This window comes from Pseudonocardia sp. CA-142604 (assembly GCF_050948475.1).
Taxonomy (GTDB): Bacteria; Actinomycetota; Actinomycetes; order Mycobacteriales; family Pseudonocardiaceae; genus Pseudonocardia; species Pseudonocardia alaniniphila.
The window spans coordinates 1,973,728-1,995,000 of sequence record NZ_CP192045.1; the positions used below are offsets into that span (position 1 = coordinate 1,973,728).

15 protein-coding genes and 1 tRNA gene are annotated in these 21,273 nt (G+C 70.2%); 10 read left to right on the forward strand and 6 right to left on the reverse strand.

From position 1 onward, the window contains the following. Positions 1–9: 9 nt before the first annotated feature. A complete protein-coding gene (locus tag ACQPZQ_RS08995; RefSeq protein WP_433293976.1) occupies positions 10–1,035 on the reverse strand; it encodes an arabinan endo-1,5-alpha-L-arabinosidase in 1,026 nt (341 codons plus the stop codon). 257 nt (positions 1,036–1,292) lie between these two features. Here ACQPZQ_RS08995 and ACQPZQ_RS09000 point away from each other — a divergent pair, with 257 nt between their 5' ends. After that, entirely contained in the window at positions 1,293–2,165 is an 873-nt protein-coding gene (locus tag ACQPZQ_RS09000) for a class I SAM-dependent methyltransferase (RefSeq protein WP_433293978.1), read from the forward strand. Positions 2,166–2,168: 3 nt separating this feature from the next. On the opposite strand, the gene ACQPZQ_RS09005 is transcribed toward ACQPZQ_RS09000, so the two are convergent. Continuing rightward, on the reverse strand, positions 2,169–2,939 hold the full coding sequence (locus ACQPZQ_RS09005; RefSeq protein ID WP_433293980.1) for an E3 ubiquitin ligase family protein: 771 nt from the start codon (positions 2,937–2,939) through the stop codon (positions 2,169–2,171). Positions 2,940–3,129: 190 nt separating this feature from the next. On the opposite strand from ACQPZQ_RS09005, the gene ACQPZQ_RS09010 reads away from it, so the two are divergent. Both ACQPZQ_RS09010 and ACQPZQ_RS09015 read left to right on the forward strand, forming a co-directional pair. After that, positions 3,130–3,990 (forward strand): polysaccharide deacetylase family protein, encoded by an 861-nt coding sequence (locus ACQPZQ_RS09010; protein ID WP_433293982.1) that lies wholly within the window; start codon positions 3,130–3,132, stop codon positions 3,988–3,990. Between the two features lie 119 nt (positions 3,991–4,109). Further along, positions 4,110–5,327: a cytochrome P450 gene (locus ACQPZQ_RS09015; protein ID WP_433293984.1), complete on the forward strand. Its 1,218-nt coding sequence runs from the start codon at positions 4,110–4,112 to the stop codon at positions 5,325–5,327. Between the two features lie 150 nt (positions 5,328–5,477). Here the strand turns inward: ACQPZQ_RS09015 and ACQPZQ_RS09020 are convergent, their stop codons facing one another. Further along, positions 5,478–7,082, reverse strand: coding sequence for an MFS transporter (locus ACQPZQ_RS09020; protein ID WP_433293986.1), 1,605 nt, complete (start codon positions 7,080–7,082; stop codon positions 5,478–5,480). A gap of 274 nt (positions 7,083–7,356) precedes the next feature. Between ACQPZQ_RS09020 and ACQPZQ_RS09025 the strand changes: the two genes are divergently transcribed. The 4 genes from ACQPZQ_RS09025 (at position 7,357) to ACQPZQ_RS09040 (ending at position 14,678) form a co-directional block, all read left to right on the forward strand. Then, positions 7,357–8,976, forward strand: a complete 1,620-nt coding sequence (locus tag ACQPZQ_RS09025) for an FAD-dependent oxidoreductase (RefSeq protein ID WP_433293988.1) — start codon at positions 7,357–7,359, stop codon at positions 8,974–8,976. A 50-nt stretch (positions 8,977–9,026) separates the two neighbouring features. After that, positions 9,027–10,331 (forward strand): cytochrome P450, encoded by a 1,305-nt coding sequence (locus ACQPZQ_RS09030; RefSeq protein WP_433293990.1) that lies wholly within the window; start codon positions 9,027–9,029, stop codon positions 10,329–10,331. Between the two features lie 517 nt (positions 10,332–10,848). Then, complete coding sequence (locus ACQPZQ_RS09035) at positions 10,849–12,213, forward strand: ABC transporter substrate-binding protein (protein WP_433293992.1); 1,365 nt, start codon at positions 10,849–10,851, stop codon at positions 12,211–12,213. A 74-nt stretch (positions 12,214–12,287) separates the two neighbouring features. Beyond that, positions 12,288–14,678 carry a PAS domain-containing sensor histidine kinase gene (locus tag ACQPZQ_RS09040; protein WP_433293994.1) on the forward strand — a complete coding sequence of 797 codons (2,391 nt, stop codon included), beginning with the start codon at positions 12,288–12,290 and terminating at the stop codon, positions 14,676–14,678. Positions 14,679–14,757: 79 nt separating this feature from the next. Here the strand turns inward: ACQPZQ_RS09040 and ACQPZQ_RS09045 are convergent, their stop codons facing one another. Next, positions 14,758–15,291 carry a pyridoxamine 5'-phosphate oxidase family protein gene (locus ACQPZQ_RS09045; RefSeq protein ID WP_433293996.1) on the reverse strand — a complete coding sequence of 178 codons (534 nt, stop codon included), beginning with the start codon at positions 15,289–15,291 and terminating at the stop codon, positions 14,758–14,760. Between the two features lie 292 nt (positions 15,292–15,583). Beyond that, positions 15,584–15,657, reverse strand: a tRNA-Arg gene (locus ACQPZQ_RS09050). Between the two features lie 600 nt (positions 15,658–16,257). Here ACQPZQ_RS09050 and ACQPZQ_RS09055 point away from each other — a divergent pair. Beyond that, positions 16,258–16,929: a GOLPH3/VPS74 family protein gene (locus ACQPZQ_RS09055; RefSeq protein ID WP_433293998.1), complete on the forward strand. Its 672-nt coding sequence runs from the start codon at positions 16,258–16,260 to the stop codon at positions 16,927–16,929. 139 nt (positions 16,930–17,068) lie between these two features. Further along, positions 17,069–17,863, forward strand: coding sequence for a PP2C family protein-serine/threonine phosphatase (locus ACQPZQ_RS09060; protein ID WP_433294000.1), 795 nt, complete (start codon positions 17,069–17,071; stop codon positions 17,861–17,863). A 90-nt stretch (positions 17,864–17,953) separates the two neighbouring features. Here ACQPZQ_RS09060 and ACQPZQ_RS09065 read toward each other — a convergent pair whose 3' ends face one another. After that, a complete protein-coding gene (locus ACQPZQ_RS09065; RefSeq protein ID WP_433294002.1) occupies positions 17,954–18,676 on the reverse strand; it encodes a class I SAM-dependent methyltransferase in 723 nt (240 codons plus the stop codon). Positions 18,677–18,754: 78 nt separating this feature from the next. Here ACQPZQ_RS09065 and ACQPZQ_RS09070 point away from each other — a divergent pair, with 78 nt between their 5' ends. Then, on the forward strand, positions 18,755–20,995 hold the full coding sequence (locus ACQPZQ_RS09070; RefSeq protein WP_433294004.1) for a cytochrome c oxidase assembly protein: 2,241 nt from the start codon (positions 18,755–18,757) through the stop codon (positions 20,993–20,995). Positions 20,996–21,273 lie beyond the last annotated feature (278 nt).

Consider the following 21,273-nt stretch of genomic DNA (forward strand, 5'->3'; position numbering starts at 1 on the left):
GGCCGCCGATCATTGCCTCTCGTCGCTGATCTCGGGCCAGCCGTCCGCGCTCCATGACAGTTGCTGCAGAGCCAGATGGGGCTTCCCGCCGTCGGCGCGGTCGTAGTAGTGGTAGGCGAGGATTCCGTCCGACACCGACTCGCCGCCCGGCCCGACCTGGTTGCCGGAGGTGGCGAGGAACGTGCTGCCACCCCCGTCGAGCAGGCTCTTCCCGTCGCGGTCCAGATACGGGCCGGTGACGAGACGGGAGCGGCCGATGACGATCCGGTAGGTGCTGTCCACGCCACGGCAGCACGCATCCCATGACGTGAAGAGGTAGTACCACCCTCCCCGGTGCACGATGTAGGGCGCTTCGATGGCGTACGGCGGTTCCTGCCGGCTGGCCAGATGCAGCGGTTCACCCGCGTTCGCGGCCACATGGCCCGACGGCCAGTCGAGCGGCAGCATGCGGATCCCGCTCCAGTAGGAGCCGAACGCCATGTACGGCCGTCCCCTGCCGTCCTCGATGATCGCCGGATCGAGTGCGTTGTAGTCGTCCGACGACTCGGAGCGCAGGATCTGGCCCTGGTCCACCCATTTGTAGGCGGCATTGTGCGGGTCGAGCGTGGTGTTGGTGGCCAGTGCGATCAGCGAGTCGTTGGTGCCGAACTTGGACGCCACGTAGTAGAGGTAGTAGGTGCCTCGATAATGGTAGACCTCGGGCGCCCACAGGTTGTTCACGCCGGGGATCTCCTTCTTGATCCACGACGGGATGGAATCCCAGACGGTGCCGGCGAAAGCCCAGTCGTGGCCATTGGGAGAGCTGCGGATCTGGATCGTTCCGTGGCCCACCGACGGGTCGCCCGTGGAAAAGACGTACCAATTCTGACCGGGCCCGCCCGCCACGAGCGCAGGGTCATGGGTGTCGAGGTCGCCCGTGAGTCCCGAGGAGCGGGAGCTGGAGTCGGGCACGCCGGCCGTTGCCGACGGCGCCGTGACCGCTGCCAGGGACACGAACGCGGCTGCAGCAACGGTCAGAAGGCGTGCGAGTCGCACGGGCATCATCCATTCGAGAGGGAAACGTGGCTCCTCGGGGGAATGCCAGCGTAGGTGTTCGCGGAGCTCTCGGCCCTGCTGACAAGGGTGAACCCTCGGCAGAGTGACCATGACCACCCGCCCGGGAACCGGTCGCCATCGCGCTCCGCGATCACTGTGGGCGGGACGGGTGGATGCGCGTCCCGGACGCCTGCCCAGGCCAGGGACCCGTCGGGGGTGAGCTCGACGGGCCTGGACGGTGGGTCAGACTGCGGGGTGTGACAGGAGAACCGGCGTCCGTCGACGCCTTGCAGCCGGACCCGTCCAACGTCTCGCAGCTACGCGACTGGAACGGGGATTCAGGTGATTTCTGGACGGCCCACGCCGAACGCTTGAACGAGGGGGTGGCCGGATACCACGGACACTTCTTCGAGGCCGCCGCAATCGGCGCGAACATGGACGTGCTCGACATCGGGTGTGGCAGCGGCCAGACCACCCGGGACGCCGCGCGCCGGGCGTCCGACGGATTCGCACTGGGTGTGGACCTGTCCTCGCAAATGATTGACCTCGCGCGCCGGACGGCGGACCGAGAGGGGGTGCCGAACGCCCGTTTCGAACAGGCCGACGCGCAGAATCATCCCTTTGCCGACCGGTCATTCGACATCGCGATCAGCCGTAACGGGACCATGTTCTTCGGTGACCCCGAAGTCGCCTTCGCGAACATCGCGCGTGCATTGCGCCCCGGTGGACGCCTCGTCCTCATGACCTGGCAGCCGTTCGAGAAGAACGAGTGGATCCGCACGTTCCTGAGCGTGCTGGCCGCGGGGCGTGAGCTGCCGCTCCCAGTGGGGGCACCGGGGCCGTTCTCGCTGAGCGACCCGGAACGGGTGCGGCACCTGCTGACGTCGGCCGGGTTCACGGACGTGCGGCTGCATGCGGTGAGCGAGCCCATGTATTTCGGTCCGGACCTCGACGACGCCTACCGCTTCGTGTCCACGCAGTTCGGCGGCCGGCTCGACGGACTCGACGTGGACACCAGAGCCCGCGCACTCGACGCCCTGCGGACCGGCATGGCCGAGCACGACACCGATCGAGGCGTGCTCTACGACTCGGCGGCCTGGATCACCGTGGCACGGCGCGGCCCGGCCTGAGGTTCAGCCCGCCACCGCGCCGGCCACCAGCAGCACGATGCCCACGACCACGGCGGCGAGCGCCGACCACATGAGGATTCGTTGCGTCCGCTGGGTCGACTTGCGCAACTCGGCCTCGCTGCGGGTGGAGATGACATGCACGCCGCTCGCCGGCTTGCCGATCACCACCTCGCCACCCTGGTCTCTCGCCTCACCGAGCACGTAGAGCGGGGTGCCGGACCGGACGATCCACTCCTCGCGCTCGTAACCGATGGTGTCGCTCCTCATGCCGATGCTGATGCCGAGGAACGAGATGGAGCTCGTGCCCTGGTCCGGGTCGAACTGGTCCAGCACCCGCTCGGCGTGGTCGATCGCGAGTCCGTCCGGTCGCACCAGCACGCTCCCGGTGGCGTCCACCACCCGGAACGGCTGAGTGCTCGCCAGCTTCGCAACGGTCTCGGTGCGCTGCGTGCGGCTCCTGTTGCCGTCCGAATCGGTGGAGGTGTCCCAGTAGCGGCGGCGGATCTCGTAGCGATACCAGATGCAGGGGAGCTCGGCCAGCTCCGACTTCAGCTCGCCGATCGGTCCCGGGGCTGCCGTGCCGGTCACTTCGGAAATCCGGCTGAATGCACTTCCGCCGAGCTCGCGAACGGTTGTCAGCTCGGCGGTCAATTCGGCGGCGGTGGACGTTTCGGTGCCCAGCATCGCTTGCCAGCGCCGCTTGCCCCGCACGGCGAAGGCAACGGCGATGGCCGCTCCGACCAGGAGAATGACGCCGATGATCGCCAGAACCACGGGCGGAGGCTACATCGACTCGCCGGCATCGCGACCACGGGGAGTAGTGCACGACCGCCCTCCCGATGACGATTGCGGGCGAGTCCCGGAAATCCGTGGACCGTTTCGAGGGCGATTCTCCTTTTTGTGTGATTCGCCGCCACGTCGACGTGTCCGGAAACGTTTGGACAGGCCTCGCAGACTGGACGTTGTGAACGTCCACGCCGCCGACGTGCCCGCTGCCTCGTCGAACGAACTGCTCGGCCTCGCTCCTGAGGCGCGTGTGCTCATCGTGAACTGCGACGACTTCGGGATGAACCCCGCGATCAACGCCGCTGTCGTCCAGTCGATCGAGGAGGGCATCGGCACGTCGTGCAGCTTGATGGTGCCGTGTCCCGGCGCGGCCCATGCGATGGAGCTGCTCCGGTCGCGGCCGCAGATCCCGTTCGGGATCCACCTCACTCTCGTGTGCGACACGGACCGCGACCGATGGCGCCCACTGACCGCCAAGGAGCGGGTGCCGTCCCTGCTCGACGACGACGGCGAGCTGTTCGCGCCCGCTCAGGTGCCCGAGCTTCTGGCCCGGGCCCGTCCCGACGAGGTGGAGGTGGAGTTCCGTGCCCAGATCGACGCCGTGATGGACGCCGGGCTCACGCCGACACATCTGGACTGGCACTGCCTTGCGGACGGCGGGCGCGCCGACGTCTTCGACCTGACGGTGGCGTTGGCGCAGGAGTACGGCCTGGCGACGCGAGCCTGGCTCGAGCGTGGAACGGAACTGCTGCGCCGCCGTGGCGTGCCCGTCGTCGAGCACGAGTTCGTCGACAGCTTCCGTCTCGACGTCGAGAGCAAGCAGGACCGGTACGCACAGCTCCTGCGTGAGCTGCCTGCGGGACTCAGCGAGTGGGCGGTGCATCCGGGCCTCGGTGACGAGGATTCGTGGGTGCGCTGCACCGACCACGAGTTCCTGACGTCGCAGCGGGCTCGCGACATCATCCGTGAGGAGGGGATCGTGCTGATCGACTACGGCCTGCTCCGGAAAGCCTCGCGGCGTCCGTGCCGTCGCTCCTGATCCGGGCGTCTGCTGAGGGACCACTGAGAACGGAAAATCCGGATGGGAACTACTTGATAGGCGCCTATCGTTCATTTCACGGAGCGCGCTGACCGGGCGCGCGTCGCAGGGGAGGTTGCGTGACCGAGACAGCTGCCGTGACCCGGGAGCAGGAATTACCCATCCACATGCGGCGAGACGCGTTCGATCCGGCGCCAGAGCTCGCCGAGCTGCGGGACGGCCCCGGGATCGGGCGTATCCGCACCCCCTTCGGCCTGGAGGGATGGATGGTCACGCGCTTCGCGGACGTTCGGGAGGTGCTGAGCGACAGCGAGCGGTTCAGCAACTTCCGGGTCTCGGAGCTGCGGCGACCCCCGGGCTTCGAGGACGTGAGCGAGGAGGAGCTGGCCCGGATGCGGGCAGGCAACCTGCTCGTGTTCGACCCGCCGGACCACACGCGGCTGCGGCGGCTGCTCACCCCGGAGTTCACGGTGCGGCGGATGCGCAGGCTGGAGCCGCGTATCCGGGAGATCGTCGAGGAGCACCTCGACGCGATGGAGCGCAGCGGACCGCCTGCAGACCTCGTCTCCGACTTCGCGCTGCCGGTGCCCTCGCTGGTGATCTGTGAGCTGCTCGGCGTGCCCTACGCGGACCGTTCCGAGTTCCAGGAGCGCAGCTCCCGGCTGCTCGACCTCTCGGTGCCGGCGGAGGAGCGGATCCGGGTGGGCCGGGAGTCGCGCGACTACATGGCCGAGCTCGTGAAGGGAGCCCAGGCCGACCCCGGCGAGGACATGCTGGGCATGCTCGTGCGCGAGCACGGCGACGAGCTGAGCTTCGACGAGCTCTGCGGCATCGCGTCCCTGCTGCTGATCGCCGGCCACGAGACCACCGCCAACATGCTCGGACTCGGCACGCTCGCGCTGCTCCGGCACCCCGACCAGCTCGCGCTCCTGCGCGACGAGCCCGAGCGCGTTGACGCCGCGGTCGAGGAGCTGCTGCGCTGGCTGAGCATCGTGCACTCCGGCACCGGCAAGATCACTACCACCGACGTGGAGATCGCCGGGCAGAAGATCGCCGCGGGTGAGTTCGTCATGTGCGCCCTGCCCGCGGCCAACCGCGACCCGGAGCTGCTGTCCGACCCCGACAAGCTCGACATCACCCGCGGCGCGATGGGGCATCTGGCGTTCGGGCACGGGATCCACCACTGCCTGGGCGCGCCGCTCGCGCGGATGGAGATGCGGCTCGCGTTCCCGGCGCTGCTGCAGCGTTTCCCCGGGCTTCGCACCACCGACGCCGAGCCGGGCTTCCGCTCGTTCAACGTCATCTACGGACTCACCTCGCTGCCGATCGCCTGGTAGGCCTGCACGCTGAGGTGCGGCGGGAGCGGGCGCCGGAAGGTGCCGCTCCTGCCCCGTAGGCCTTCGGGGCGGCGAGGGTGCCCTAGTGCCGAGGAAATGAGGTCGTCTTACCCGCCTCCGGCGCCCGGACGGCGCCTCGCGGCCGCGACACTAGCGCGGAGGCTGGGTGGGGATCCGGCGTGCGAAGAACGCCCCCGCCAGCGCGACGAGCGCCAGCACCATGAGTGCCGAACGCAAGCCGTCGAGCCGGGCCTGTTCGTTCACCTCCAGTGCCGCCGCCGTCACGTCCGGGGCGACCCCGGCATTCGTGAGCGCCGCCTCCAGATCGACGTCGGACAGGAACGGCACCCCACTCGCCAACTGGACGTTGGCCTGCGACTTGACCTGCTCGGGGATCGCCGGGTTCTGCTCGACGCCCTGCAGGAACGACGTCGTGAGCGCGCCGATGAGGATCGAACCGGCCAACGCCGTGCCGATCGCCGCGCCGAGATAGGTCGCGGTGTTCTGCAGACCACCCACCTCAGGGCTCAGCTCGTCGGGCACGGCGGACACCGTCACCGCACCGAGCTGCGACGCCAGCGCACCGATTCCGAGGCCGGCGAGGAGCAGCGGGATCGTCACGATCGTGGCGTCCGCGCTCGCGTCGATCGCGGTCAGCAGAACGACGATCCCGAGGAACATGGCGAGCAGGCCCAGCCGCACCACCCGGCGCGGGGACGCATCGGGGAAGAACCGTGGGACGCCGATGGCGGCGATGAGCAACGTGACCGACAGCGGCAGGATCCGCACCCCCGTCTCCAGTGCGGACAGGCCGAGCGACACCGACAGGTACAGCGGGATCGTGAAGAACAACCCTGCCTGCACGAGGAAGAGCAGGAAGAACATCAGCAGCCCGCCGGTCATCTGGCGATTGCCGAACAACGACGGTTTCACCAGGGGCTCGAGGCCCCTCTCCTCCATGTGCGCCTCGCGCTCGAAGAAGAGCCAGACGACCAGCAGCCCACCGAGGACGAACCACACCGTGAGGGAGATGCCGAGCAGGGACGGAGCGCCTGCCTTGGGCGCCACCCACCCCCATTCGGCCGAGCGCAGGACGCCGAAGACCGCCAGCCCGAGCCCGATCGCGTTGAGAAATGCGCCGATCACGTCGAACCCCACCCGGGACTCCGGCGGAGCATCGGCGATGCGCCGGGCGAGCAGCAGGATCACGGCGACGATCACGACCTCGCCGAGAAACACGTACCGCCAGGAGAAGTAGGTCGTCGCGATGCCACCGACCAGCGGACCGACGGCCACCGCGATCGCTCCGGCGCCCATGACGAGCCCGTAGGCGCGTGGCCGTCCCTCCGGCGGGAAGTTGCCCGCGACGAGGGCGACGATGGCGGGCAGGATCAGCGCGGCACCGATGCCCTCCAGCGCCGACCAGCCGAGGATGAGGATCGGCAGGTTCGGAGCGAGGGCGGTGGTCAGCGAGCCGAGGCCGTAGACGACGCAGCCGATCGCGAACGCGCGCCGACGGCCGATCAACGATCCGAGCTTGCCGCCGGGCACCATGAACATGGCCATGACCAGCGTGTAGAGCGTGATCGCTCCTTGGATACCGGTGACCGTGGTTCCGACGTCCTTGGCGACGGTCGCGATGGCGACGTTCATGACCGAGGTGTCGAGGGTCATGAGGAACTGGCCCGCCGACAGCGTGAGCAGGACGCCGGCCGCGGCCTTGCCCGCCCGTTCGGCTGCTGCGCTCGTGCTCATGCGCGGTCGGTCCTTCCCCGTGCGTCGGCGTCGCCCCGCAGCGACTGTCCGGCACCCAGGCCCCGGCGTCCTCATCCGCGCTGGGCGAGGCAGGGGTCCTGCGTGCTCCGCCGCGACCGGCCCGGTCTCCTCCGGGGACGCGGTTCCCAGCCGGGATCCGGCTAGTTCATTCCGGGTGATGCGGCGCCGTGGCAGCGGGTTGGACGGTGACGGACACAGGTGACTCGCCGTGCCGGCGGCTCCGACGAACGAGTGCCTGAGAGGGGATCCCACAATGAAGCTGGTCGTCGACCTCACCCGGTGTCAGGGCTACGCACAGTGTGCGTTTCTGGCCCCCAGCGCATTCACGATGCACGGGGACGAAGCACTCCTGTACGACCCCGACCCCAGCGACGAGCAGCGGGAGCGTGTGTTGCGGGCCGCGGCGGCCTGCCCGGTGCAGGCCATCGTCCTCGACCGGGTGGGAAGTCGGAACGGAGCCCGTCAGGCAGATGCAGAGCGTCGAGCCGAGGCGGCTCGAGGCGGGTCCGACGAGGGTTTCCTGGGGAGCGGACGGATCGTGATCGTCGGCGCCTCGCTGGCGGGGTTGCGGGCCGCAGCGGCGCTTCGCCACGAGGGGTTCACCGGCTCGTTGACACTGATCGGGGACGAGCCCGACGAGCCCTACGACCGGCCGCCGCTGTCCAAACAGGTGCTCGGCGGATCGGTACCTGCGACACACACCGGGTTGCCGCGGCGCGATGACGTCGACGCGGAGTGGCGGCTCGGCGTGCCTGCCACGCAGCTTGACCTGGCAGGCCAGCACGTGCACCTGGCGGACGGTGAGAGCGTCGGGTTCGACCGTCTGCTGATCACGACCGGCGTGCGGGCCCGGCCATGGCCCAACCCTGCAGAGGCGCGGCTGGATGGCGTGGTCGTACTGCGCACGCGCGCCGACGCGGAGCGGCTGCAGCGGCTCGTGGCCGCGCGGCCGGGTCGCGTGCTCGTCATCGGCGCGGGGTTCACCGGTTCCGAGGTGGCGTCGGTCTGTCGCGAGCACGGGCTGGCGGTGACCGTCGCCGAGGCCGGGCCCGCCCCGCTCGTGGCGGCGCTGGGCAGTGCGATCGGCACGGTCGCGGCGGACATGCAACGCGAGAACGGCGTCGACCTGCGCTGCGATGTCATGGTCACCGCGCTGGAAGGCGATGGGGGAGGGCGGCTGCGCCGTGCGCACCTGTCCGACGGAAGCACGATCGACGTGGACATCGCCGTGGCCGCCCTCGGTGGGATCCGCAACGTCGAGTGGCTGGCGGGGTCCGGGCTGGCGGCCGGGCGGTGGGGAGTTGCCTGCGACGCGGGGTGCCGAGCATTCGACGTCAACGGCCTGGTCACCGACAACATCTTCGTCGCCGGCGATGTCGCACGTGCTCCGCAACCGATGTTCGGCTACCAGTTCCTCGCTCTCGAACACTGGGGCAACGCGGTCGCGCAGGCCGAGGTCGCCGCCCACAACATGATCAGCTCGCAGGCCGATCGCTGGCCGCACCTCGCCGTGCCTGCCTTCTGGTCCACCCAGTTCGGCACCGAGATCAAGTCCGTGGGAGTGCCGAACATCGCCGACGAGGTCGTCGTCACCCAGGGCTCCATTCCCGACCGCCGGTTCATCGCTGCCTACGGCTACCAGGGCCGCGTCGTCGGAGCGGTGACCTTCGACCAGTCGAAATGGCTGGAGTTCTACGAACGGCTGATCGAGCGGGCTGCACCGTTCCCGCCCACGTTCCGCGGCGTCGACCAGCCTGCCGAGATGGTGCCGATGCAGGCCGGGTTCCCCCAGCGGCCGATCCCCACCCAGGACGCCACCGTCGTGGTCACGGGCCACGACCCGAGCGAGCGGCGCGCAACGTTGGTGCGCTGACACCGCATCCCGAGATTGCCCACGAGTGCCCGGACCAAGGAGGCGGCGCCATGGCAGACCCCAGCGTCTTCGCGCAGATCCTCGACTACTCCAACCGCGCCAACCCCTATCCGCTCTACGCGGAACTGCGCAAGACCCCCGTCGCCCGCCAGGAGAACGGCAGCTACGTGGTCAGCACCTACCGGGAGATCGAAGAGCTCTTGCACGATCCGCGGATGAGCTCGGACGTGCGCAACCTCGCCCACCCGGCGGCCGGCGTCCCCGGGCAGGGGTCGGCGCCGAGCTTCCTGCGACTCGACCCACCCGAACACGACCGGCTCCGGCGCCTGGCGATGCGCCATTTCGGCCCGCCCCACACACCCGGCCGGGTCGACGGCATGGTGCCCGATCTCCGTGGCATCGTCACCCGCCTGATCGACGGCTTCGCGGGAAGGAACGAGGTCGACATCGTCGACGACTTCGCCTATCCGTTCCCGGTCACGGTGATCTGCGAGTTGCTCGGGGTGCCCCGCGAGGACGAACCGCGCTTCCACGTCTGGGTCGAAGCGGGACTGGAGGCCCTCGACCCGAAGGCGGCGAGCCCCGAACAACAACGGAAACACGCCCAGGCCGGCGCGGAGATGGGGCAGTACCTCGCCGAGCTCATCGAGTCCCACCGCCGAAACCCGGGCAACGACCTGCTCTCCGCGATGGCCACCGACGACGGGCCCGACGGGCGGATGTCCCAGGAGCAACTGCTGAGCACAGCGTTTCTGCTGCTCGTGGCCGGGCACGAGACGACCGTCAACCTCATCACCAACGGCATGCTCACCCTGCTGCGCCATCCCGACGTGCTCGAGCGAGTGCGCCGCGACCCCGACCTGCCCATTCGCTTGGTCGAGGAGCTGCTGCGTTACGAACCCCCCGTGCACTTCGTGCCGTGGCGGGCCGCGCTGGACGACATCGAGATCGCGGACACCACGATCCCGGCGGGCTCGCAGGTCATCCTGGTGCTCGCATCCGGCAGTCGCGACCCTGAGCACGTACGCGAGCCCGACCGGTTCGATCCCGACCGGTTCGACCCGGACCGCTTCGGACTGGCCCGCGACGACGACCAGCACCTCGGCTTCGGCGGCGGCATCCACTACTGCTTCGGCGCGCCCCTCGCGCGGCTGGAAACCCAGATCGCGCTCAGCGAGCTCGCCCGCAGGCTCGAGCACCCGCGTCTCGTCGCCGACCCCCCGCCGTACCGGCCCAATCCGGTCCTGCGAGGGCCCCTCCACCTTCCCGTCCGGTTCGACGGGATGGTCCCCGCGCAGCCGGCCGCCACCGGCCGTCACGAACCGGGGGAGCAGCCCGTCGCGCAGGGCACCTGACGCACCGGGTCGGCGCGACCGCGGTCGACGATCCCTGCCCGGAGCTGCGGTTTCTCGAGCCGGCCCCGGTCCTTTCGGTGGCGGCGCCGGTCGCCAGGCGGTTATCGTTGCCACCACTGCGGGGAGCCGACGAGCGGCCCGCAATCGCACCTGCGGGCCCAGCGGCTGCTGGTGATGGACGACTTCGAGGATGTGGTAGACGCGGCACCGTTGCTGGCGGAGCTGCGGTGGTCGCTTCCGACCTGGTGCTGCCGGTGACCAGCCGGACGGTGCCGCGGCTGCGCGGCGAGCATGAGCTCTGCGTTTTCCCGTCGCCGGTTTCGCCCGCCAGGGGCGGCCGGGACGCTGGGAAGCTGCGCGCCTATGCGTCACCTTTCACTGATTCGCGGCCCCAGTTTTCCTCGCTCCTGACGGAACAACAGCAGGTTGGCCCGAACACCATTTGCACTCGTGCCGGCTCGGCCGTGGCGCTCGTGTGGCGATGGTCCGCCCATGAGCACCCGGGAGGAGGAGCGGCATGAAAGGCACTGTGCGCCGGGGTTTGATCACAATGCTGTGCGCGATCGCGGGAACGGTGCTGGCCGGCTGCCAGGGCGCAGGCGACAACGATGCGCAGGCGAACTCCGGCGGCTCGATCGATGTCGCGATCGTCGCCAATCCTCAGACGCAGGACCTCGCGCGTCTCACGCCGTCGCTCTTCACTGCGCAGAGCCACATCGACGTGAACTACACGATTCTCGACGAGGGCACCTTGCGTGAGGTCACCACGAGCGGTGAGGGCACCGAGGATCGCCGGTACGACGTGGTGATGATCGGCCCGTACGAGGCCCCGCAGTTCGGTAGGGACGGTTACATCACAGACCTCACACCCATGGCCTCCTCCGACAAGGCTTACGCGCTGGACGACATCATCCCGTCGGTACGGACTGCCCTGTCGTATCAGGGAAGGCTGTACGCAGCACCGTTCTACGGGGAGTCGTCCTTCCTGATGTACCGCAAGGACGTCCTTGCGGCCGCGGGCATCGAGATGCCGGAACACCCCACCTGGAGGCAGGTGGCCGACATTGCACGGAGGATCGACACACCCGAGCGGGCCGGAATCTGCCTGCGCGGAAAGCCGGGCTGGGGTGAGCTCGGGGGGTCGTTCGGCACCGTGCTCAACACGTTCGGTGGAACGTGGTGGTCCGCGAAGCCGGACGGCTCGGTGGACAACGCGATGGTCGACCAGCCGGAGTTCCGGAAGGCGCTCCAGTTCTACGTCGACCTCGTCAGGGACGCAGGCGAGAGCCACCCCGCCCGCGCCGGCTACAACCAGTGCCTCGAGCTGTACCTGAGCGGCAAGGTGGCGATGTGGTACGACGCGACCGTCGCTGCCGGCCTGCTCGAAGCCGACAACAGCGATGTGAAGGGTAAGAACGGCTACGCCGCCGCCCCGGTCGTGCTCACGCGGGCCTCGGGATGGCTCTGGTCGTGGGCGCTCGCCATTCCGACCACGTCGAGCAAGCCGGACCTGGCCTGGAGGTACATCTCGTGGGCGGCCGGGCCGCAGTACATCAAGGACGCCGGGCCCCGGATAGCCGGCGGCTGGGCTGCCGTCCCTCCGGGCACCCGCCGCTCGACCTACGAGATCCCCGAGTACCAGAAAGCCGCCAGCGCGTTCGCCGCGCCGACGCTGGCCGCCATCGAGTCGGCGCCGGTGGACAATCCGGGCACCACGAAGCGGCCGGGCTTGCCGGCTGCCGTCGCCTATGTCGGCATCCCTGAGTACCGGGACGTCGGCAACCAGTGCACCACGCAGTTCGCGGCCGTGATCGCCGGCAGGTCGTCGATCGAGGCCGCGCTCGCGAACTGCCAAGAGATCGCTTCCCGCGTGGGTCGGTAACCGTGCGGCCGCGACACATGGCAGTGGTGGCGCTGATTCTTGCGGCGGCCGTTGCGGGCTTCATCCTCGCGCGCATGCACGCAGAGGGGGACGTCCGGCGCGAGGCCGAGCACAACGCCGAGGTCGCGGCGGCACAGATCCATGGGCGGATCGAGCAGGCGGCATCGCTCACCGAAAGCCTCCGCCGGTTCATGCTGGACGCCAGCGGTACCGGCGTCACAAGCGACCAGTTCGCCAGCAACGCGCTCAACTGGCTCAGCCCGGCCGGCTTCCCAGCCGCTGCATGGGTCGAGCCGGTTCCCGACACACGGCGAGCGGAGTACGAGCAGCGAATCGGCCAGCCGATCGTGACACTCGACGAGCAACACAGCGTCGTGCCCGCCGGATCGCGCTCCTCGTATCTGGCGGCGACGCTCGTGTCCGGCTTTCCTCCCTTGGCCCTGCCCGGCACCGATCTGAGCGGTGGAACGGACATGACCGATGTGGCCACGGCGCTCGATCGCGCGACCCGCCTCGATGGCGTCTCCGCGGCGCCTGTGCCCGGCCCCGACACCGGGACGAACAGCCTTCTCATGATCGCGCCGGCACCGAATCTCATCGGGGATGCTCTGCGCCCGGGGTACGTGGTGGTCTTCGTGCCGGATCAGACGCTGGCTGCGGCGGCGAACAGGCCGGGGGTGCGGCTGGAGGTCGGCGATCATCTGCTCACCGGCCAACCTCTCACCGGTGAGCAGACCGTCAGCACATCATTCACCGAGGCAGGAAGGCGATTCGATGTCATCCTGCCGATAGGCTCGATCCACGGCGCCGCGGCGACCTTGCCGTGGATCATCCTCGCCTGCGGCCTCGTTCTCGCCGGCTTCGCGACGGTACTCGGGATCAACGCGACGCGGCGAGCGAAGGCGCAGAAAGAGCTGGACCGCATCTTCACTCTCTCGCCCGACATGATCGCGGTGGCGAACTTCGAGAGGCGCTTCACCCGGGTGAACCCGGCCGCGGAGCAGATTCTCGGCTACACGCGGCAGGAGTTGATCGAGCGGCCCTACCTCGACTTCGTACATCCCGACGATCGCGAGTGGACGGCGAATGCGTCGGCTGCGATCGGTGAGGGCAAGACAACGCAGTCGTTCGAGAACCGCTACGTCCGCAAGGACGGCTCGTACCGGGTGCTCGAATGGACGGCGACCCCGGTCGTCGAAGAGGGCGTCGTCTACGCGGTGGCGCGCGACGTGACCGAGCGACGGCAGGCCGAGATCGAGCTCGAACGCCTTGCGCACGAGCAGGCAGCGCTGCGGCGGGTGGCCACGCTGGTCGCAGGCGGTGCCGGGCCGGAGGAGGTGTTCGCCGCGGTCGTCGCGGAGGTCGGCCGGCTGCTGGAGGTCGAGATCGCGGTCCTGATCCGGTACGACCCGCAAGACACGATCACGGTTGTCGGCATGTGGACCAGCACGGGTGCGACCGGGCCGACCCCGGTCGGCACCCGGTTGCCGTTCGGCGGGGAGAACATCCACACACGGGTGTTCGAGACGGGCCGCTCGGCGCGGATCGACGACTACAGCGCCGCCTCGGGCGTCATCGCCGACGCCGCTCGGGACTGGCAGCTCCGGGCGTCGGTGGGCGTGCCGATCTGGGTCGAGGGACAGCTGTGGGGCGTCATGAGCGTCGGATCCCGCCCCGGACCGCTGCCCGCCGGCACCGAGGCCAGGTTGACCTGGTTCACCGAGCTGGTCGCGACCGCGATCGCCAACGCCGATGCGCAGGCCGCGCTGGCCGCCTCACGGGCGCGGATCGTTGCCGCGGGCGACGCCGCCCGCCGCCGGATGGAACGCGATCTGCACGACCGTGCCCAGCAACGGCTGGTCTCCCTCGCCCTGCGCGTGCGCGCGCTGCAGGCGACGCCTCCCGAGGCCGAGGAGCTCAGCTCGCAGCTGGACGAGGTCGTTACGGAGCTGCACGGTGCGGTCGACGAGCTGCGCGAGATCGCGAGTGGCCTGCACCCCGCCGTGCTCGCCGAGGGCGGCCTGCGCCCGGTGCTGAAGACGCTGGCCCGCCGCTCGGCAGTCCCGGTCAACCTCGATGTCGAGGTCGACGGCCGGCTGCCCGAGCCGGTCGAGCTGGCCGCGTACTGCGTCGTTGCGGAGGCGCTGACCAACACCGCCAGGCACGCCGACGCCTCCGTCGTCGATGTCACCGTGGCGGCCAGCGAGGACGTGCTGCGGGTCGCCGTGCGCGATGACGGCCGCGGCGGCGCAGACCCCACCGCCGGCTCCGGCCTGGTCGGGCTCACCGACCGGGCCGAAGCGCTCGGTGGGCGGCTCCGGGTGAGCAGCCCTCCCGGCGCAGGCACCACGGTTCAGCTCACGATTCCGCTGACCGCATCCGGCAGGCCCGGGCTGCGGGCAGCAGGCCCCGGCCCTGCACGTCCGGCCGAGCCCGACCGCCCCGACAAGGCACGGGAAGGTTGACAGCGGGCCCGGAAGGCCGAGATGAGTTCGACGGGCGCGCCCGATCGGTCTGCACCGCTGTGCCCGGCTCTGCGCCGTGCTAGGACGCCCGCGCCGTCCCGGAGAGGAGCCGGTCCGGGTCGGCGGCGTAGACGGTCATCCACGTCGGCCGGAGCCGGTAGTAGACGACGTCGGACCAGTCGAACGCCCCGTCGCCGTAGAACGCGTGCAGGTACTCGCGGGTCGCCGGCCAGTCGGGGTGGCCGGGGCCGTCCACCGGGTTGAGATTCTCGACGACGCCGTGGACGAAGACGCCGAGCTCCTCCCCGCGCACATGCGCGACGCTTGCGGCGGGCCGCGCCCGCAGATGCCGCGCCTTCGCCGCTCCCGGGCTGGTGCCGAACACCCATCGGCCGTGCAGGAGGTGCCCGTCGACGGCACTGACGCGCGGCTCGCCCTGCGCGGTGACGGTGGAGAGCACGAGGACGCACATGCCGGTGAGCACGCGCACCAGCTGCTCGGCGGTCAGGCTTCGCTCGCCGGTGATGATCGACTGCAGGTGCGCTGTCGCGCGTCCGCGCGAGGTGTCGATGAGGGTTTGCAGGTCCCGGAGCTCCGGTTCGGTTTCGTACACATCGACAACGTGGCACCTGAACCTGACAGGTCCTGTCGTCGAATCGCGTGGATCCCCCGCCAGCGCCGGACCCGCGGGCGACAGGTCCGGGCGGCGCGTGGTCGACGTAGGTCGAGCCGATCACCGTCCGCCGGCGCGCCTCCAACAGCGGAGTCGTGGCAAGCAGTTGGGCGAGGTTCTGGCCGGCTCCGCCTCGGAAGGGCGACACCCGCACGCGTTCCGGCACCTTCGTCGCGACCCGGCTCGCCGCTGCCGGCCTCAGCGCGCGCGAGATCGCTGACCAATGGAGTTGTGCCCCCGGCAGGACTCGAACCTGCGACCTAGAGATTAGAAGGCTCTTGCTCTATCCAGCTGAGCTACGAGGGCCGGTGCGGTCCGGCATGAACCGCTGCCACGAGCCTAGCGGGGCGCTCCGGGCCGGTGCGTCACAGGTTGGCGAACAGATCACGATGCGGAGGCGTCCCCTCCCAGGTCGTGCCCTGTGCCCGTTCACGTCGCCGAACCGCCGATGAGGCGACGCCTGACCGGTGCATCCCGATGCCGTCGGCCACCGGTGGACGAGATGATCAGCCGGCGTCCCGGGTCGTGGGGGTTCGCTGAGGCGAGGCTCCGGGCCGCCCACGCGAACCGGCCGCCCGCACAGCGATGCCGCCGTGATTTCCGCGGCATTCGCGCGTATGCACGCGCACCGGTTCGGGCCGGTGCCCTTGACGCTGCTCGTGCAGTTGCCGGCGCAGGGTGGCAACCCCACGATGTGGGCGACGAACCTGCCGGCCATGGCTCCTGAGCGCGCGTCCCACGCCGCCGGGATTTTCGGTGATGGCCTGCCTGAGCGGGTCGATCTCAGCCGGAGCCCGGGTGAGCCATGCGTCGACGGGTGAATTCGCCGACGAGATCTCCGCTCGTGTGCTGGAGTTCGTGCGTCGGGTCGCCGCCCGAAGATCCACCTGACGGAAGGAGCCACTGATGGCGCGCATCACCGAGGACCTCGTTCTCCTGCTCTTCGACCTCGAGTCCGGCAGGGCCCTCGTCGACAGCACCTCGCTGGATCGCGCGATCGGTGGCGCCCTCCTGCTCGACCTGTCCATCCAGGATCGGCTCGCCGCGGACGGGCAGGGCGCCCGCGCCCGGTTGTCCGTCACCGACTTCTCTCCCACCCGCGACCCACTCCTCGACGGCGCACTGACCAAGCTCGGCGACCGGCAACCGGTGCGCGCCCAGAAGGCGGTGGAGCTGCTGGCACGCAAGACACGCGAGCCCGTGCTCGAGCGGTTGGCCGAGCGTGGGCTGATGCGCCGCGAACGCACGCGGCTGCTCGGGTTCCTCCCGGCCACGCGGTGGCCCGCGGTCGACACCGCGCCGGTCACGGCGTTGCGGAAGCGAGTTTTCGAGGTGCTGTGTGACGGCGCGGCCGCCGACCAGCACATCGCCCTGCTGATCTCGCTGCTCCACGCGGTGAAGGCCGAGCACAAGGTGGTGAACGGTCCCCGCCGAGAGCTGCGGGCCCGCGCGGAACAGGTGGCGCAAGGGGACTGGGCCGGACCGGCCGTGCGCAAGGCCGTGCAGGCAGTGCAGACGAGCGTCGCGGTGGCCGTCGCCGCCTCGACGGCGGCGGCGAGCTCCTCCGGCGGCTCCTGACGCCCCACGCCTGCCAGGGGCATATTCTTGGGCCGCTCGTCGATCGTGGACGGTCCGCCACGTGCACTTCCGGTTATCCGGCGCACACGGGCGCGCCGCTGGACGATCAGCTCCAGCCCGCCGTGAGAGGGTGAGCGCCATGTCACCGACGCTGCGCTCCGCCGCAGGCTCCGACGTCGGGCGCCGGAGGTCGATGAACCAGGACTCGGCGGCCACCAGCTCCAGGTTGCTCGCCGTGGCGGACGGCATGGGCGGCCACGCCCACGGTGAGGTGGCGAGCGCGGTCGCCGTGGCCACGCTCCTCGACCTCGACGCCCGGTTGCGCGATGTGGATCTCGGCGACGTCGACCTCCTGGCCGCGCTCGGCGAGGCCATCGCCGACGCCGCCGCCCGGCTCACCGAACTGAGCGAGCAGAACCCCGAGCTCCGCGGCACCGGCACCACGGTCGTCGCATTCCTCGTCGACGGCGCACGCATCGGCGTGGCGCACATCGGCGACTCACGGGCCTACCTGCTACGCGACGGCGAACTGCACCGGCTCACCCGCGACCACACCCTTGTCCAGAGCCTCCTCGACGAGGGGCGCATCTCCGCTGAAGAGGCGGCGACGCACCCCCGGCGGTCCTGGCTGATCCGCACCCTGCAGGAGGGCACGCCGGCCGAGCCGGACCTCTTCCCGCTCGAGGGCCGGGTCGGCGACCGCTACCTGGTCTGCTCGGACGGGGTCACAGCGGTGCTCGATGACGCACACATCCGCGAGGTCCTGGCCGGCATCGCGGAACCTGACGACGTCGTCGCCCAGCTGATCGCCCTCGCCAACGAGGGCGGTGGACCGGACAACATCACCTGCGTCGTCGCCGACCTCGTCGAGGGTGTCCCGGAACCCGACGACGTCCCGGTGGTGGTGGGCGCAGCCCAGCAGGACGAGACCTGACCCGGCCCCGCCGCGAGTCGCCCGTTTCGGTGGCGTGAGTCGCAGGGATTCGCGCCGGGTCCGGGGGACGGCCGACCCGCCGCACATCCGTCATCGACGCGCGACGAGCCGCCGCAGGGGTATCGGGAGCGTGCGGCCTGGTCCCGCCCGGCGCGCGAGGCCCGCGGCCACGCGCGCCCGCACCGCCTCGGGTAGATCCGGTGGCCACACGCCCGCCCGGGGGAGGTCTGCCACGAGGGCGTGCGCGGCGGCGGCGTCGGGGAGCGGAAGGGCGAACGGAACCCGGTCGTCGCTGAGCACGGCGAAGTCGGCCGCCGCGAGCAGCCAGCCCGTCTGGTCGAGCGCGGAGCGGTGCAGCCATCCGGAGCGGTGCACGCGGGAGAGCAGCGGGGCGAGCCGCAGCTCCGCTGCCGAGCGCGTCACGGCGGACGGCACGACCACCACCAGCGTCCCTCCGGGCCGGAGCACACGGCGGATCTCGGCGAACAGCGCGTCCAGATCCGGCAGACCTGGGAGGACGAGCACCAGAGCGATCCCGTCCACCGCGCCGGCACGCAGCGGGAGCGACCACGGCGACGCACGAAGGACCGGCTTCCTGAGCGGGTTCCTCGCCAAGGGATCGACACCCAGCCAACGACCGGCGGGCAGTTCGTCGGCCAACGGACCCGTACCGCAGCACAGGTCGAGCACCAATCCGGCCGTCAGGAGTGGCGCCGCCGCCCAGCGCACGGGCCCGCTCCCGTCCGGGCTGCAGGCTGCCCGGAGCACCCGCTCGGCGATGTCGTCGTCCCCGGGCCCCGCCCCGTCCGTCACGGACGAAGTGTGGCAGGGGCCGCTCCGACCTCCCGACCGCTCGGGCGCAGCGGCTGATAACGGGCATAACCTGACGCCATGGCGCACGCGACAGTCGAGCCAGCCGCTACGCCACCACGGACCGGACCGCCGTCCGGAGTGGGTGCCCTCGTGGGGTTGGGCGCCACTGTTGCCGTCGTGGTGGCCGCAGGCCTGACCGCCCTGACCAATGCGCGCCCAGCCGCGTCCCTGGGCCTGCCCGACCCGGGCGTGCTGACGAACCTGGCGCTGCCCGCCGTGCGGGCGGCCACCGAGGTGTGCATGGTCCTGACGATCGGGGCGCTGCTGCTCGCGGCGTTCCTCGTGGCGCCGCAGCGGGGTGGCTTCCTGGACGTCGGGGGCTACCGCGCAATGCGCGTCGGCTCGTGGAGCGCCGCAGGCTGGACGGCCGGCGCTCTCCTGATGGTGCCGCTCAGCGTGGCCGATGTGCTCGGACGCCCGGTGGGGGAGGTGCTCGATCCCGGGCTGCTGGCCGATCTGGTGCCCCGATTACCTGACGCCTCGGCGTGGCTGCTGACCGCAATCGTCGCGATGCTCGTGCTCGTGGGCTGCCGAACCGTCCTGACCTGGGGTTGGACGGTCGTGCTGTTCGGCTTGGCCCTGTTCGGCCCGCTCCCGGTGGCGCTGACCGGCCACTCCGCAGGCGGCGGCGCCCACGACATCGCCAGCGACAGCCTGATGCTGCACGTCCTGGCCGCCTCGTTGTGGGTGGGCGGCCTCGTGGCGCTGATCGGGGTCGCCACGATGCGTGGTCCCGACCGCAACGCCGCACTGGCCACGGCCGTGCCCCGGTTCTCCCGCGTGGCGCTCATATGTTGGCTGGCGCTCGCCGTCACGGGTGTGGTGAACGCGCTCGTGCGGATCCCCCTCCCCGCGCTGATCGGTTCCGAGTACGGGGCGCTCGTGTTCGCGAAGGCGGCGGCGCTGGTCGTGCTCGGCGTGCTCGGAGCGGCCCATCGGCGGTCGTCGGTCGGTGCGGCCTCCCGAGGGGATACGCGTGCTCTCCTGCGCCTCGGCGGCGTCGAGGTGCTGCTGATGCTCGCGACGATGGGCCTCGCAGTGGCGCTCGGACGCAGCGCGCCGCCGGACACCGGCGTCGTGCCGTCCCGCCTCGACGCGGTGATCGGGTACGACCTCGCCGGGCCGCCGACCGCACTACGGCTGTTGTTCGACTGGCGGTTCGACATGGTCTTCGGCACCGCCGCGATCGTCATGGCCCTGGTCTACCTGCTCGGCGTGCACAGGCTGCGGAGCCGGGGCGACACCTGGGCCGTCGGCCGCACGATCGGCTGGATGGCGGGATGTGCGGCACTCCTGCTCGGCACGAGCTCGGGGATCGGCCGGTACGCGCCCGCGATGTTCAGCGTTCACATGGGCCAGCACATGATCCTCGGGATGCTCGTCCCGATCCTGCTGGTCCTGGGCGCGCCGGTCACGCTCGCACTGCGGGCGCTGCCACCCGCCGGCCGGGGCAGGCCGCCCGGCCCGCGGGAATGGTTGCTCGCCGCGGTGCACTCACCGGTCGCGCGCGTGCTGACACACCCTGTGGTGGCCCTGGTGCTGTTCGTGGGGAGCTACTACGCCCTGTACTTCTCGGGGCTGTTCCCCGCCGCGTTGCCCGAGCACTGGGCGCACAAGCTGATGAACCTGCACTTCCTGCTGGTCGGGGCGCTGTTCTTCTGGCCGATCGTGGGCGTCGACCCTGCGCCGCGCCGGCTTCCGCCCGCCGCTCGCATGGGCCTCGTCTTCGCGTCGGTGCCCTTCCACGCCTTCTTCGGCCTGGCCGTGATGAGCGCGAACACGCTTCTGGGCGGGGAGTACTACCGCAGCCTCGCCCTGCCCTGGGTGCCCGATCCGTTGCTGGATCAGCACTTGGGCGGCGGAATGGCATGGGCAGCTGGAGAAGTGCCGCTGCTCCTCGTGGTGATCGCGCTGCTGATTCAGTGGTCGCGTCAGGACGAACGGTCGGCCAGACGCGATGATCGTCGGGCAGATGCCGACGGAGATGCAGAACTGACGGCATACAACGCCATGCTGCGCCGCCTGGCGACGGACGGACCGCCACTCGTCGCGCAAAGCGACCAAAACGATTATGACCCGAGTCACACGGAAGATGCGTTTAGAAGTGGCTCGGCCGGGTCCGACGTTCGCCCGCCGACCTCGGATACCCTCATTTCTGCAGGTCAAGGGCACAGTGAAGGTGCCGAGAAGGCGTCGGCAATGGGAAAAAACGGCCAACCGCTCGTCGAGCGTGAGGACCAAGATCGCCACGGTGAGTGACGCCCGGACACCCGTTTGCGCAGGTCAAGGCCCAAATGGGGGGCCGATTTGACGTTGCCCGAAGTCGTCGCGTAGCTTTCTCTTCGTCAGCGAGACACCGGACAGAACGAAGGCCCTAGCGGCCCCGGTCAACAGGGCTCACTGACCGCCCCCTCTACAGGGACCCCCCGGGAAATGTATGAATCCGGTGGGTGTACAGTAGAGGAACAAGCCCCGGCTTACTGCTTTAGAGTGGTAGATGGTGTGCGGGTGTCTTTTGAGAACTCAACAGTGTGTCG